This window comes from Pseudomonas frederiksbergensis, assembly GCF_035751725.1.
Lineage (GTDB): Bacteria > Pseudomonadota > Gammaproteobacteria > Pseudomonadales > Pseudomonadaceae > Aquipseudomonas > Aquipseudomonas frederiksbergensis_A.
This window is the reverse complement of record NZ_CP142104.1, coordinates 1265850-1280420: the sequence shown is the minus strand read 5'-3', so window position 1 is coordinate 1280420 and position 14571 is coordinate 1265850. Positions and strand designations below refer to the sequence as shown.

Sequence of the window (14571 nt, the reverse complement as noted above, 5' to 3'; positions counted from 1 at the left end):
CCTCACGTCATGGCTCGGAACCCAAATGAAACGACTTCCACCGCTGCCCACGCTACACACGTTTCTGATCACGGCCCAATGCTGCAACTTCACTCGGGCTGCCGAGCAACTGCACATCACCCAAGGCGCGGTGAGCCGGCAAATCGCCGGGCTTGAAGATCATTTGGGTTATGCACTGTTCCAACGCCAGGCACGCGGCTTGACCCTGACCGCCGAGGGCCAGGCCTGGTTGCCCCGGGTGCAGCAGGTATTCAGCCTGATCGGCGAAGCGGTCGAGCAGATCGGGGAGAAGCACCATACTCTTCAACTCAAGGCCCCGACCTGTGTGATGCGCTGGTTGCTGCCGCGCCTGTTGCAATGGCAGAGGGAGCGACCGGACGTGCCGGTGGAACTGACCACCACGGTCCGGCACGGCGTGGATTTCCAGCGTGAGGCGTTCGACGCGGCGGTGATCTACGGCCCGCCGCCCGATGCGTCATTGGCTTGCCTGCACCTGTTCGATGAACAGCTGACCCCCGTGTGCTCGCGCCCCTTGCTGGAAGGTCCGGTCCCGTTGGTTTTACCCATCGATCTGCAACAGCACCTGCTATTGCATCCGACCGCCGACGAGCGCGACTGGAAAGCCTGGCTGGCGGCGGCCGATGTTCACTTGAGCAATGTCAGCAGGGGCCAGCATTTCGAAACCCTGGACCTGGCGATGTCCATGGCTTCCCAGGGCACCGGCGTGGCGATTGGCGACTGGTCGCTGATCGGCGACGACCTCAGCGCCGGCCGGCTGGTGATGCCGTTTGAACTGAAGGTCAGGACAGGGTTGGGTTATCACCTGGTGTATCCGCGCAAATCCGAGGTGTCGGGGTCGTTGCAAGAGTTGATGGGGTGGTTGGTGGAGCAGGCTCGGGCCCGGTAGTTGCGTTGCTCTGATCCCCAGGGAAAAGGGGATTTATCTGTGGCGAGGGGGTTTATCCCCTCGCCACAAAAACGCCCTGGCGTCGGTTAGAGCAGATTCGGCGCCTGTGCCGGCTCGACCTGCGCCCAGTGCGAAGTGTCTTCGCGGTGCTGCTGCAGATACGGCAACACTGCCCCCAGCAACGGTTCCTTGAAGGCTTCTTGAAAGCGATGGGCCAGGCCCGGGATCAGCTTCAACTGGCTGCCGCGAATATGCGCCGCGAGATGCACGCCATGCATCACCGGCAACAACGGATCGGCGGTCCCATGGACCACCAGGGTCGGCACCTGCAACTGATTGAGCAGCGCTACCCGGCTGGGCTCGGCCATGATCGCCATGATCTGGCGCTTCACGCCCTCGGGGTTGAAGGCCCGGTCGTAGGCTACCGCAGCCTGGTGCAGCAAAGCCTGTCGATCGTCGATCACCATCGGGCTGCCGAGCGCGGCCAGCAGGTCTGCTTGTTGTTCAAGGGCCACTTCTCGATTCGGTGCACTGCGCCGCGACAACAACTGCACCAGCGTTTCACTGGGCGCCGGCAAGCCTTGCGCGCCGGAACTGGTCATCAGCAACGTCAGGCTCTCGACTCGCTGGGGCGCCATGGCGGCCATGTGCTGGGCGATCATCCCGCCCATGCTGACGCCTAATACATGGAAGTTTTGCACCTGCAACGCGTCCATCAAGCCCAGGCCGTCGGCGGCCATGTCCGTCAGCGAATAAGGCGCCGCCACGGGCAGGCCAAGCTTGTAGCGCAAGGCTTCGAATGTCAGGTTGGCGCTGCCAGGGGGCTGGCGCCAGGTGGACAGGCCCACGTCCCGGTTGTCGTAGCGGATCACCCGGAAACCCTGTTCACACAGCGCCACCACCACTTCGTCCGGCCAGTGGATCAACTGCCCGCCCAAGCCCATCACCAGCAGCAACGCCGGATCGGACGCACGCCCGATGCTCTGGTACGCCAGGCTTACCTGGTCCAGGTCGACCCGTTGGGTCGCGACATTGACATCACAACGAGACGCCGCCAACGACGGCAAGCCGCACAACAACGCGGCCAGGAAAATGAATACACGCATGAACAAATACCAAAACGCAGAACCCCAGTAGAGCGCGAGTCTGATGAAGTTTGTTCAAGCGCGCTGCCACAGTTGCGTGACAATTTGATGAAGATTGCCGAGTGGTCGTCGCATCCCCCAGGACAACCACGATTACCTTTCGTCGAAATCAGCCGCGACCTGTCAGGTTCGACAGTAGCCAGATCGCCTCTGCCCCCATTGAATGGTCGTCAGCGCCAACATCAAGCGCTTCATTCTGCCAGGACCATACCCATGGGCATCCACGCTATCGAACGCGACGTATCGAATCGACGGTCGACGCCAACCTGCCCTTCGCAAGTACGCATTGAGTGCACCTCTGCAAGCCCCCCCTCGACGCTTCGATGATCAGGAGTTTGACCATGAGCCAATTTGAACAGATCCATGGACGTTCACCGGTACGCGCGCGCGGTGCCATGAGCATTCCTGGCGCCATACCACTGGATAACGGCTTTGCCGGCGTCAATCGCAAATTGCTCAAGGAGGACGCATCAGGCTTGCCCATTCTCATTCCCTCCACCTTGCTCCTGGCCGGTGATCGCGTGGATGTGTGTATTCGCAGAATCGATACGCCCCTACTCTCTTTCGTGGTGCCTCAACCCCACGACATCAATTCACCGCTGTCGCGCTTCATCGAAGCCGAACGGGTGCCGGAGGGCTTCGGCGAGCTGTTCTATCGGGTCAATGGGGCGGAATCGGCAGACCTGAAAATCCTGGTCAGGAAACATTCGCCGGGTGGCGTCGATCCTGCACCCAAGCTCCCCGGCCACGGCTTGTTGAGGGCTCCCCGACTCGGTGCGAGCGAGGTGGACGACAGCCAGGATGTCACGGTTACCATTCTCCCGTGGAGGGGCATGCAACGCGGCCATAGGGTGAACCTGCAATTATCCGATCGATGCCTGCCGCATACCGTAACGTCCGATGAAGAAGGCGGACCGATTACTTTCACGATTGCCAAGGAAACGCTCGCCGAACTCGGCCATTGCGATACGCTGTTGTTCTACAAGCTCTGGGATGAGGTCGGCAACCCGGCGAGCGACCGCTCCCAGACCAGTGAGTTGCGTATTCGGCCGTCATCGACCGGGGCCATGGGTATGGTCCAGCAAGCGCCCGTTATCCTCGGCGTCAATCAAGATAAGGTGATTGACCTGGCGGGACTCGATGGCAAGGACGTCACGGTAGAAGTCGACGTCGCGGCCAACGGCCTCGCCGTGGGCCAACAGGTAAAACTCCATTGGCGCGGCGAACCGGTGGACGGACCGTTGCAATTATTGACCTGGACCCAGCCGGTCGGTCAGGCGCCAAGCGTCGTTTTCACGATCAACTCCACTGAGTTGTCTGCCCTGGTGGGCAGTTGGATCAGTGCCGCGTGGACATTGGTGGGAGGAGACGAGTTCCAGGTGTCTCCAACTGCCGAATGCCTGCTGCTGGACTCTTCGCAGACCATGGTCCTTGAAGAGGAGGATCCATCGTTCCTCAGTCTCTCGTGGCCAATTGTGCCGGGAGCGATACTATCGGTGGAAGGCTCGGAAGCGAGAATCGGCATTCCAAAACTGATATACGACGGTTTGACTGACGGCCTGAAAGTAATCATCAACCCTTGGAGGTTAATCGCCGCAAATGACACCTGTCGGCTGCGGCTCAATGGCGAAACGGCACCTGTCGATATAAACATTGTGCTGCCGGGACAGGAACAAGACGATTTGATCCTATATGTTCCACCACAGCGGCTCCTCGATGGCATCAATACGCTGGTCTACAGCGCACAGCGCCCCAGCGAGAACGAAGCCTCCAGTGAGCCTATCACCATGCTCTACCATGAGGTCCGTCCCGGGAATAAGGATCTCGACCCCGGGACAGAAGGTCACTCCGAACTCAAACTGGAGTTCCCTATCGCGGAAAACGCTGGCATCGACATCGTCAAGGAAGGCCTGGATGGCAGGTTGCAACAACTGACCGTGCATTGCCGCTATCCCTACTGCCGCCCTTACGACCATATCGATATCGCTTTCGGCAGGTCTATCGTTCATTTCAGCGTTCCCTTCGATCAGGCCCCTCCCGTGGCATCCACCACCCCTACGACCGTAAGCGTGGTCATTACGGGCGCCGACCTGAACAGCATTCGAGATCGACGAGCCATGCCAGTCAGCTTTACTGTTACTGACGTCCTGGAAAATACCACGGACCCTTCTGCAATCTGGTCGGCAACCGTCTACATTGATGTCGATCGACAAAACAACCGTTTGCCCGCACCGATTTTTTGCGAAGATCTGAGTGACAACAACGATGCGCCTGAAATAATCGACCTGGATAAACTGGCCGGCGCCGATTTGTCGTTGATCATTCAGACCATTCATTCCTCATACCGGGCAGGGGACGAAGTCAGCGCAATCTTCAGAAGCCCTTCCGCGCCGGACTTTGCCGTTCCGGTCGGCATTGTCACAGAGGAAATCGGCCAGCCCAAACCGCTGGTGCTGCGAGTGCCCAATCGTCTGCTTGTCTCCGATACGACTGTCAGTTGCAGCTATGACACCAGGTTCAAGACGCTCAATCAGGAAGGCTATTCGAAAACCGCCTACGCCCAGGTCGTAGGCTTCGGTTCGCTGAAACTGCCCAACCTGCTCGAAGCCAGCGGCGAGGGCGCCGAGCAGCGATTGGCGCCCTTGGATGCAATCAATGGCGCCACTGTGCGAATAGCGTTCGCCGGTCTACTGGCCACCGACATGATCAAGCTGACATTGACAGGCGCTCCGGGCGCCGGTACGCCAAATATTGCTCCGGTGCCGGGAGAAGCCGACGGCAGTGTCGACATTCCAATCCCCGCTTCGGTGATCGCCGCCAATATCGGCAACGGCGTGAACAGCACCTTCACGCTCAGATACGAGGTGATTCGCGGCACCCAGACCACGCCATCGGGCACCGTCACCGTGACGGTCTCGCCACTTCCCTCCTCCAGCCTGGTTTCGCCCGTGTTCTTCATCAACAATGCCGAAACCCTGAACGTGCTGGACCTGAGCAGTTTTACTGGCGACGCGGTTATTCGCGCCAAGACTTGGTCATTCATCGCAGCCGAACAGCAGGTACGCATGACTCTGGAAGGTCGAACAGCGGACAACAAGCCCAGCGATCGGCCCGTTTGGAGTGGCGGACGCAGCAGGGTCAACCCTCAGTGGGTCACGGATGGGTTCTGGCCTGTCACGATACCTCGCTCTTACCTTGAGACCCTGGGAGACGACACTCAATTATTGATCAAATTCAGCGCATCCCTGGATGTGCGGGATAACCCCGCCACGGATATCGATTTCCCCGACCGTGTCTACCGAGTCGGAAAAGCGGGGCAAGCGCCCACCATCACTTCGGTAACGGCCAACGGCACCGAGATCCCCAACGGCGGCGAAACCTCGTTGAGCCTGATTACCGTGACCGGGACGATCACACCCAGCCGATCGGTAAGCCTTTATGACGGCGCGACGCCGTTGGGCGAGGCCAAGGTGACGGGAACCACTTGGATCTTCGGCCCGTCAACGTTCTTGGTTGGGCCCCATGCGCTGACCGCACGCGCCGCGGACGGTACCCAATCGACTCCGCCCCGGCTCTTTACGATCAAGACCGAAATGCAGGTTCCCACGATCACCGCCGTGACGACCGCCGAGGGCGACGTTCCGGACGGTGGCTCGACCTATTACCGCAACGCAAGCGTCACGGGCACCGGCACAGCGGGACAAGCCGTGGAGCTGTTCGACAATAACGTTCCCATCGGTCGTTACGTAGCCCACAACGGCGTGTGGAGCGTGCCGACCCGACTGTTCACCGCAACCAGCCACACCCTCACTGCGCGCAGCGCCAATGACACCACCAAAAGCTCGACACGTGTATTCAAGGTGGAGGAAGGATTGCAACTGCACATAGCAAAGTTCGACCAAAAGGATGACGGAGGCTGGGTTTGGGGTGGGGCTGGGGAGCTGAGGGACCTGTCCTGGGCCTACATCCAAAATCGCTACTACATGCTTAATATGACCTACACCGACGCTTCAGCAGGGGTCTTCTTGACGAGGAACTACACGGGTCTTACCCCTGGAGCAACGTATCTCCTGTCATCAAGCGCTCAGCGATACAATCAGTCCTTCAATGAGCCCAGGCTTCAACTTCAGGCGAGCGCCGCGGACCAGTCTCCCATCGCCGCGCTTACCACTGTCAACGCTCCGGTGAGCATACAATTGTCCTTCGTAGCGAGTTCACCCACCATGACGATGCAGTTCCGAAATAGTCAGAATTCCGGTAAAGGGAACGATTTTGCGATAGGACATATTCAGCTTCAGCGAACCAGGCTTCCCTCTTGATTGGAACAACGGACGAGCAACAAGCTCGCCATTACCGAAAGCAAGCCCGCGGCCGCCCCTTGGCGCCGCGGGTTGTTTTTTGAATGAATAATCGCTTGGCCCTCAAGCCGACTGGTTTCGCAACTGCCGCGCCGCCGCCACCATGTTGACCAACGCCGCCTCCGTCTCCGGCCACGCCCGGGTCTTCAAACCGCAATCGGGGTTGATCCACAGCCGCTCGGCGGGGATGCGCTGCACGGCTTTGCGCATCAGCGCCACCATTTCGGCGGTGTCCGGCACCCGTGGCGAGTGGATGTCATAGACCCCCGGGCCGATGTCGTTGGGGTAGTCGAACGCCTCGAACGCATCGAGCAATTCCATGTCCGAACGCGAAGTCTCGATGGTGATGACATCCGCGTCCATGTCAGCGATGGCCTTGATCACGTCGTTGAATTCGCTGTAGCACATGTGGGTGTGGATCTGGGTTTCGTCACGTACTCCCGATGCGCTCAGGCGGAACGCTTCTACCGCCCAGTCGAGGTATTGCTGCCATTGACCGCGACGCAACGGCAAGCCTTCACGGAATGCGGCCTCGTCGATCTGCACGATACCGACGCCTGCCTTTTCCAAGTCCAGCACTTCGTCGCGCAAGGCCAGGGCCAACTGTTGGGCCTGGACTTTGCGCGACACGTCTTCGCGCGGGAACGACCACATCAACATGGTCACCGGGCCGGTGAGCATGCCTTTCATGGGTTTGTCGGTGAGGCTTTGGGCGTAGCGAATCCAATCGACCGTCATCGCCTCGGGCCGGCTGATGTCGCCATAGATGATTGCCGGTTTCACACACCGCGAGCCATAACTCTGCACCCAGCCGAAACGGGTGAAGGCGTAGCCATCCAGTTGCTCGGCGAAGTATTCGACCATGTCGTTGCGCTCGGCCTCGCCATGCACCAGAACATCGAGGCCCAGGCGTTCCTGGATCTGCACGGCATGGCGGATCTCGGTGTGCATGGCATCCTGATAATCGTTGGCCGACAGCTTGCCTTGCTTGTAGGCCTGGCGTGCCAGGCGAATGGTCGGTGTCTGTGGGAAAGAGCCAATCGAAGTGGTGGGAAACGCCGGCAGTTTCAGCCGTGCGCGTTGCCGTTCGATGCGCTTGGCAAACGATGAGTGCCGTTGGCTGTCCTGTGGCCCGATCGCCGCCAGACGCTTTTGGACATCGGGTTTGTGAGTACGCGTCGAACGCGCGCGGCTGGCCTGTATTTCCCGGTCATGGACCAAGGCCTGCTGCACGTACGGCGCTTGCGGATCGTTCAATGCATCGCGCAACACCGCCACTTCACCGCACTTCTGCACGGCGAACGCCAGCCAGCTCTTGATCTCGGGGTCGAGCTTGTCTTCGCGCTCCAGGTCCACCGGGCTGTGGAGCAGCGAGCATGAAGTGCTGACCCAGAGGTTGTCGCCGAAACGCTCCTGGGCCGGGCGCAACTGCGCCAGCGCCAGCTCCAGCTCACAACGCCAGACGTTACGCCCGTTGACCAGGCCCACCGAGAGGATCTTGTAGGTAGGCAGGCGATCCAGCACCTGGCCCAGTTGCTCCGGCGCGCGCACCGCGTCGATATGCAGGCCGTCCACCGGCAGGCTCACCGCCAGGCCGAGGTTGTCTTCAAGGCCACTGAAGTAGGTCGCCACCAGTTTCTTCAGCGGCGAGTACTGGAGGATGTGGTAAGCGCGCTCGAAGGCGCTTTTCCAGGCCAACGGCAAATCGAGGGTAAGGATGGGCTCGTCGATCTGCACCCACTCCACGCCTTGGGCCTTGAGACGATTGAGAATTTCACCGTACACCGGCAGCAAACGCTCCAGCAGGTCAAGCTTGTCGAAGTCGCCACCCTTGGCCTTGCCCAGCCACAAATAGGTCAACGGGCCGATGATCACCGGTTTGACCTGATGGCCGAGGGCATGGGCCTCGTCCACTTCATCGAACAACTGTTCCCAGCTCAGGGCGAAGGACTGGTCGGCGGAGAATTCCGGGACCAGGTAGTGGTAGTTGGTGTCGAACCACTTGGTCAGCTCTTGCGCGTATTGCGCCTGGCCGTGGTCGACACCGCAGCAACTGGCCGTGGCGCCGCGGGCCATGGCGAACAGGGTGTCGAGGGTCGGTCGGCCCTGGGCGTTCAAGGTGCCGTGGAAACGTGGCGGGACGGCACCGAAGGTCAAGGTGTGGCTGAGGACCTGGTCGTACCAGGCAAAATCGCCCACCGGTAACAGGTCGATGCCGGCATCCTTCTGCAATTGCCAATGCCGGGCCCGCAGCTCACGCCCCACCGCTTGCAGCGCCGTCGGGGCCAGGTCGCCCTTCCAATGGGCTTCGAGGGCTTTTTTCAGTTCGCGGTCGGCGCCGATACGGGGAAAACCGAGGGTGTGGGCCAGGGCCATGGTGCGTGTCCTTCTGTAAAAGATGGCGCCATTGTCGACAGTCAGCCCCACATGAGACAAACTCAACCTTTTCGTGTTGATCACAAGTTTTACTCATGGAGCGATTACGGTGCTTGAACTCCGTCACCTCAAGACCCTGCATGCCCTGCGCGAAGCCGACAGCCTGGTAGAGGCCGCCGAACGCCTGCACCTGACCCAGTCCGCCCTTTCCCATCAGTTCAAGGAATTGGAAGAGCGCCTGGGCATGCAGTTGTTCGTACGCAAGACCAAGCCGGTCCGCTTCACCAGCGCCGGCCTGCGCCTGCTGCAACTGGCCGATGCCACCCTGCCGCTGCTGCGCAGTGCCGAACGGGACATCGCGCGACTGGCGGGCGGCACCGCCGGGCGCCTGCACATGGCGATCGAGTGCCATAGTTGCTTCCAGTGGCTGATGCCGACCATCGACCAATTCCGCGATGCCTGGCCCGAAGTCGAGCTGGACCTGGCTTCGGGCTTCGCCTTCGCCCCGCTACCGGCCCTGGCCCGTGGCGACCTGGACCTGGTGGTGACCTCCGACCCGCTGGAGCTGGCAGGTATCACCTACGTGCCTCTGTTCACCTACGAAGCGATGCTCGCGGTCGCCAACCAGCATCGATTGGCGGGCAAGCCCTACATCGTGCCCGAAGACTTGATCAGCGAAACCTTGATCACCTACCCGGTGGAACGCGATCGCCTGGACATCTTCACCCGCTTCCTCGAACCGGCCGACATCGAACCGGCCCAGGTCCGCACCTCCGAGCTGACGGTGATGATGATGCAACTGGTCGCCAGCGGCCGCGGCGTTTGCGGCATGCCGCATTGGGCACTGCATGAATACAGCTCACGGGGGTATGTGAAGGCCAAGCGGCTCGGGGAGAAGGGCCTGTTCGCCACGCTGTACGCAGCGGTGCGTACCGACATGCTCGATGCGCCGTATATGCGCGACTTTCTGCTGACGGCGAAGGACACGTCATTTTCTACATTGGATGGGGTCAGTGCCGTGCGCTGAAGCACAGCGTGATGACACTCGGCGTCCAAAAAACCCGTTCGTCTTAAAAGGCAGCTCACCTGTCAGCTCTGACAGGTGACGCTTTTCTCCTTTAGCGCTCTGATGACATCAGCTCTTGCCAGTTCAGAACCGTAGCCGAGGAGAAAAATATGGACACCCCCCGCACCGCAGCGCAGGACGACGCAGCACTTGTGCTACGCCCAATGGACATTAACGGCATGAAGAGGGACGTGCTGCCAACAGGGACCTACCACGGCGGCATTCCCTTGAGCATTCACTCGTCGTTGATCAAGTTGTACATGACAATCGATCCGAGCAGGACGCTCTCCAAACCACTGGGCGTCAATGACACCGTGGAGCTGTGGGTCAATGGAAAACCGACATCCGTGATCAAGATCATCAAGCCAGGCGAGGAGAACGCCACTTACAGCATGGAGTTGCCATGGGGATGGCTCAACGACGGCGCCAACACAATGTTCTATCGAATGACCCGACCCGGCAGCCACAATCATGAAGACTCGATCCCAGTGCTGAACCTGCTGTTCCATTATCCGGCTTCCACGATCACGGTCAGCCATCCGCCCAGCGTCGACCCGGCACAGCCAGGCACAGGCACATTCACCTTAACCCGCAGCTACCCGCGCGCATACGACGAAGTGACACTCACCGTGGGGACCTGGAGCAAAACGATTCCTTATGCCCATCCCGCCAATCCGATCACTTACACCCTGACGGCCGCCGACCTGCAGCAGATCGGCGACGGCACCCACCCGGTGAGCGTGCGGACAGTCGATCAGTTGGGCAACAGCAGCGTGTCGCCTCCGAGTTCCATTGTCATCGGCACGGCACCGGCAGAATGGGTAGACCACTACACATCACTGGCGGACGCGTACAACGGCTGGATCCCCTATCGCGCGGCGCGTTCAGGATCCATCCGACCGCACGTCATGGGCAATCAAACGGTAAACGCGTTTTTCAACTTTACCGACCAGGGCGAAACGAACGGCTTCGCCGGAGTGATCCTCTACCAGGACTTCCTTTTCATTCCAGGGCAATACCAGTTCACGTTCGAGGGTACTCACGTCGCCGACAGCAGCCACATCCCAAATCTGGACAACCCGATCCTTTACCCGACCACCGGCATGCCGGAATATCCCGGCATTCCCCGTGTCGTCCCCAAGGATGGTGTCTGGCACTTGTTTGCCATTAAATTCACCATCACCCAAAAAGGGTCGGTACGCATGTATATAAACAATGATCAGGATAGTAGCAATGGCAACGATTTCGGCCTGCGAAATATCAGGATCGTGCGCGTGGAGAGTGGGGCAGGAAGCATGAGCGTGCCAGCCGAGCAATCCAAGCTGCGCGTTTATACCGGTCCGCGACCAGCGATCACATACCCTTGAGCCGGTTATCGGGACAGAGGCGGGTCAAACTTCTCCGGCCTTTTCCCCGGGGACCGTGATCTGGCGCCACATGTGGATTTTATCGAAGTAATCCTCACCCACCCGCACCGCCAGAGGTTCAAGGCCGAACTGGACAAAACCGCACCGCTGGTACAGCTTGAATGCGGCGTCGTTGCCGGCGGTGACGGTAAGCTGGATGAGTTTCAGTGCAGGGTGGCTTTGCGCTTCGGCCAGTGCAGCTTGCATCAGCTCATAACCTAAACCGTGCCGGCGAAAAACGGCCGACACATACATGCCAAACAGTGTTGCCTTGTGACGAGCCTTTTCTCGCGGTTCGAAAGCAAGGCCCACGATGCCCACCAGGCTTCCAGCTTCGAACGCACCCAGTACCACATCGAGCTTGCTGGTCAACCGGCCTTCCCACCAACTCAACGGCATTACCGCCCGCTCCCGCACACTGGACGTGAACGCCTGCGGATGAAGGTCGTAGGCTTCAAGCATCAGCTCGCGATAGGCCAGGGCGTGGCTGGCATCCAACCGTTCGATCCACATGCTCACGCCGTCCGGCGTTGCTCAAGCATCAGTCGCAGGGCGAGCGCACCGAGTACGAAGCCCATGAAATAACGCTGCGCTGCCAGCCAGGTCGGATTATGGACAAACCATGAGGCGATGCCGGCGGCGAACAGCGCGATCAGCAGGTTGACACTGAAACTGACGCTGATCTGGGTCAACCCGAGGATGATGCTCTGGGTGAACAGCGAACCGTGTTCCGGGCTGATGAATTGCGGGAACACCGACAAGTAGAACACCGCGATCTTCGGGTTCAAGGCGCTGGTAAGAAAGCCCATGGTGATCAGCTTGCGGGTCGAATCCGCTGGCAATTGCTGGGCCTGGAATGGCGAACGCGCGCCGGGTTTCACTGCTTGCCAGGCCAGCCACAACAGGTACAACGCACCGGCCCACTTGAGGATTTCATAGGCCATGGGCACTGCAAGGAACACTGCCGTCAGCCCCGCCGCCGCCGCGAACATGTGCACGAAGAAGCCCGCGACCACCCCGAGCAAAGAAGTGACACCAGCCTTGCGGCCCTGGCAGATCGAACGGGAGATCAGGTAGATCATGTTCGGGCCGGGCGTGAGCACCATCAACAACGCGGCGGCGGCGAAAATCAGCAGGTCCGGCAATGGGATCATGGGCGTCATTCCTTGAGGTGCGAGATTCAGCAGGTCGCCAGGCAAGTGGCCCGATAAAACGGCAGGATCACCTCGCCTGTCAACGGTGCCAGCAAAAGATCGCTGTCGCCGGCCGGGTCGATCCAACACACCTCTTCGATTTCGGCCGCTGGCGAAACCGGAGCGTCAATGCTCAGCAAAAACACTTCGGCCTGCACGGTAAACCCCGGTTCGTTGGCCGCCTGGGCGCTGAACACGCCCAAGTGACGGGCCTGGGCCGGGTCGATCCGCAACCCAAGCTCTTCTTCCAGTTCACGGGCCAGCGCCTGCACCGGTTGTTCATGAGCCTCGATCTTGCCGCCCGGCTGCATGAAGGCGCGGGTGCCGCGTTTGCGCACCAGCAGGGTCCGGCCGTCCGGGCCGAGCAACAGGGCGGCGGCAATGCGGATGAGGGAGGTGGTCATGGGGGGATAGAAGCCTTGGCCGGGGAAATAGCGGGGAGATTACAGTGCGTTGGGGTGGGAGCAAAGTCTGGTGCTGGACTAAAAATCAGCGACGTTCCTCTGTGGGAGGCTGATGCTGTTCACTTAGGTGTGTATATCCGTTTCTTCGGTAACGGATATGTATTCAATCCAACCCAGAACCCAGTCACCCCAACATCGGCTTCGGCGCCGAAGGATCGGCCTCCTCCTCGGGGATCTTGACGAATACGCTGTACCGCGCGCCTTCCATCGCTTCGAAGGCGATGAGCTTTTCGATCAGCGGGCCGCTCATGACCTTGCCGGCATTGAGCAGCAGCATGCCGTTGTCGGCGTTAAGGTTGCGGGCCAGGACCATGCCGGCCGCCAGCTCGCGGGTGGTCACGACTTGTACCGTCGGGTCGGACAAGGTCACGTCTTCGAGGTATTCGGCGCAGGCCTTGATGAAGTCCTCGACCATGTCCGGGTCGTATAGCTTGCCGGTGTATTTGCGGATGTAGACCAGCGCTTCGTCGCTGTTCATCTGCCGTTCCAGGATCAATCCGCGTTGCAGCTCGATGAAATCCACCGCCAGCTTCAGCAGCCGCGAGCCGAATGGAATGGCCTCGCCGCGCAAGTGATCAGGGAAGCCACTGCCGTCCCAACGCTCCTGGTGATGCAGAATGATCCGCGCCGCATCCTTCATCGGGTCCAGGGTCATCAACAGCGATTCGCTCTGCTTCGGATAGGCGCGGTACAGCTCCAGTTCGCTGTGGTGCAACATGTCCGCCGGCGTGACCATCATGTTGTCGGTCCAGCTCAGCTTGCCGATGTTGTAGAGCGCCGCAGCCATGGTCAGGTCGCGGTCGGTGGATTCGTCGAGGGAGTTGAGGCGGCTGTAGACCCGGATCAGCTCGATGATTTGCCGGTTGGTCTGCTTGGCCTTGGGCAGGCGCAGGTTGGCGATCAGCGAGAATACTTCGGTGCCGGTCACATAACTGCGCTTGAGCTCTTCATAGGCCAGGTCGAGCATGTCAGCGGTCTGCTGCAGCTCGGCGGTGCGCGACGCCACGCGTTTCTCCAGCGTAGCGTTGAGAGTCTTGAGTTGCTGGTTCTGCTCGCGGTTCAGGGCTTCGAGGCGCTGGCGCTCGCTTTCCGAATGCTGGTGGGCAAGGGCCTGGCGCAAGGCCTGCACCAGTTCCTCGTCGTTCCAGGGCTTGCTGAGGTAGCGATAGAGCTGCCCCTCGTTGATGGCCTTGGTCATCATGTCCACGTCGGCATAACCGGTGAGCAGGATGCGCAACGTCGAGGGATATAGCTTGCGGATTTGCGCCAGCAGCGTGGCACCGTCCATGTTGGGCATGCGCGCATCGGTCATCACCAGGTCGACCGGCCGCTCCTTGAGGATTTCCAGGGCCTTGGCGCCACTGTCGGCCAGCAGGATTTCGTACGGCTGGCTACGCAACAACCGACGCAGGCTGTTGAGAATCGACTCTTCGTCATCGACCAGCAACACCGTCGGCTTTGTTACCGGAACGTCCGGCGATTGATCTTCCATTTGGAACCCCCTCCTGTCATCGACAACCGTTCTACCCTAGCCCCGAATGACAGACTAGTAGATTGCGAAAATTTAGACACAATTCGCCATCACTCACCGCGCGCCTCCGATGAGCCGACTATGCTGTAGCCCATGAAGGGCCAAGTACAGGCCGAATACTCATG

At 60.1% G+C, this 14571-nt stretch carries 10 protein-coding genes; 4 read left to right on the top strand and 6 right to left on the bottom strand.

Annotated elements, in window-relative coordinates:
- Positions 1 to 25: 25 nt before the first annotated feature.
- A complete protein-coding gene (locus VQ575_RS05590) occupies positions 26 to 907 on the top strand; it encodes a LysR substrate-binding domain-containing protein (protein ID WP_325919226.1) in 882 nt (293 codons plus the stop codon).
- Between the two features lie 86 nt (positions 908 to 993).
- Here VQ575_RS05590 and VQ575_RS05585 read toward each other — a convergent pair whose 3' ends face one another.
- A complete protein-coding gene (locus VQ575_RS05585; protein WP_039591431.1) occupies positions 994 to 2013 on the bottom strand; it encodes an alpha/beta fold hydrolase in 1020 nt (339 codons plus the stop codon).
- Positions 2014 to 2393: 380 nt separating this feature from the next.
- Here VQ575_RS05585 and VQ575_RS05580 point away from each other — a divergent pair, with 380 nt between their 5' ends.
- On the top strand, positions 2394 to 6371 hold the full coding sequence (locus tag VQ575_RS05580; RefSeq protein WP_325919225.1) for a hypothetical protein: 3978 nt from the start codon (positions 2394 to 2396) through the stop codon (positions 6369 to 6371).
- 102 nt (positions 6372 to 6473) lie between these two features.
- Here VQ575_RS05580 and metE read toward each other — a convergent pair whose 3' ends face one another.
- Complete coding sequence (gene metE / locus VQ575_RS05575) at positions 6474 to 8786, bottom strand: 5-methyltetrahydropteroyltriglutamate--homocysteine S-methyltransferase (protein ID WP_325919224.1); 2313 nt, start codon at positions 8784 to 8786, stop codon at positions 6474 to 6476.
- A 109-nt stretch (positions 8787 to 8895) separates the two neighbouring features.
- On the opposite strand from metE, the gene metR reads away from it, so the two are divergent.
- Together metR and VQ575_RS05565 are read left to right on the top strand one after the other, a co-directional pair.
- Entirely contained in the window at positions 8896 to 9813 is a 918-nt protein-coding gene (gene metR, locus VQ575_RS05570) for a transcriptional regulator MetR (protein ID WP_030138430.1), read from the top strand.
- Between the two features lie 149 nt (positions 9814 to 9962).
- On the top strand, positions 9963 to 11219 hold the full coding sequence (locus tag VQ575_RS05565; protein ID WP_325919223.1) for a hypothetical protein: 1257 nt from the start codon (positions 9963 to 9965) through the stop codon (positions 11217 to 11219).
- 24 nt (positions 11220 to 11243) lie between these two features.
- Here VQ575_RS05565 and VQ575_RS05560 read toward each other — a convergent pair whose 3' ends face one another.
- The 4 genes from VQ575_RS05560 to VQ575_RS05545 all read right to left on the bottom strand — a co-directional run bounded on the left by VQ575_RS05560 (position 11244) and on the right by VQ575_RS05545 (position 14407).
- Positions 11244 to 11771, bottom strand: coding sequence for a GNAT family N-acetyltransferase (locus VQ575_RS05560; protein WP_325919222.1), 528 nt, complete (start codon positions 11769 to 11771; stop codon positions 11244 to 11246).
- Between the two features lie 2 nt (positions 11772 to 11773).
- Positions 11774 to 12412 (bottom strand): LysE family translocator, encoded by a 639-nt coding sequence (locus VQ575_RS05555; protein ID WP_045156781.1) that lies wholly within the window; start codon positions 12410 to 12412, stop codon positions 11774 to 11776.
- Positions 12413 to 12438: 26 nt separating this feature from the next.
- Positions 12439 to 12855 carry an NUDIX hydrolase gene (locus tag VQ575_RS05550; RefSeq protein ID WP_325919221.1) on the bottom strand — a complete coding sequence of 139 codons (417 nt, stop codon included), beginning with the start codon at positions 12853 to 12855 and terminating at the stop codon, positions 12439 to 12441.
- 184 nt (positions 12856 to 13039) lie between these two features.
- Positions 13040 to 14407 carry an HD domain-containing phosphohydrolase gene (locus VQ575_RS05545; protein WP_039591439.1) on the bottom strand — a complete coding sequence of 456 codons (1368 nt, stop codon included), beginning with the start codon at positions 14405 to 14407 and terminating at the stop codon, positions 13040 to 13042.
- Positions 14408 to 14571 lie beyond the last annotated feature (164 nt).

What these genes read in the sequence shown, in the direction of transcription:
- metE (WP_325919224.1), bottom strand. Translation starts at nt 8,786, where the DNA reads ATGGCCCTGGCCCACACCCTCGGTTTTCCCCGTATCGGCGCCGACCGC.
- VQ575_RS05545 (WP_039591439.1), bottom strand. Translation starts at nt 14,407, where the DNA reads ATGGAAGATCAATCGCCGGACGTTCCGGTAACAAAGCCGACGGTGTTG.
- VQ575_RS05565 (WP_325919223.1), top strand. Translation starts at nt 9,963, where the DNA reads ATGGACACCCCCCGCACCGCAGCGCAGGACGACGCAGCACTTGTGCTA.
- VQ575_RS05555 (WP_045156781.1), bottom strand. Translation starts at nt 12,412, where the DNA reads ATGATCCCATTGCCGGACCTGCTGATTTTCGCCGCCGCCGCGTTGTTG.
- VQ575_RS05585 (WP_039591431.1), bottom strand. Translation starts at nt 2,013, where the DNA reads ATGCGTGTATTCATTTTCCTGGCCGCGTTGTTGTGCGGCTTGCCGTCG.
- VQ575_RS05590 (WP_325919226.1), top strand. Translation starts at nt 26, where the DNA reads ATGAAACGACTTCCACCGCTGCCCACGCTACACACGTTTCTGATCACG.
- VQ575_RS05560 (WP_325919222.1), bottom strand. Translation starts at nt 11,771, where the DNA reads ATGTGGATCGAACGGTTGGATGCCAGCCACGCCCTGGCCTATCGCGAG.
- VQ575_RS05550 (WP_325919221.1), bottom strand. Translation starts at nt 12,855, where the DNA reads ATGACCACCTCCCTCATCCGCATTGCCGCCGCCCTGTTGCTCGGCCCG.
- VQ575_RS05580 (WP_325919225.1), top strand. Translation starts at nt 2,394, where the DNA reads ATGAGCCAATTTGAACAGATCCATGGACGTTCACCGGTACGCGCGCGC.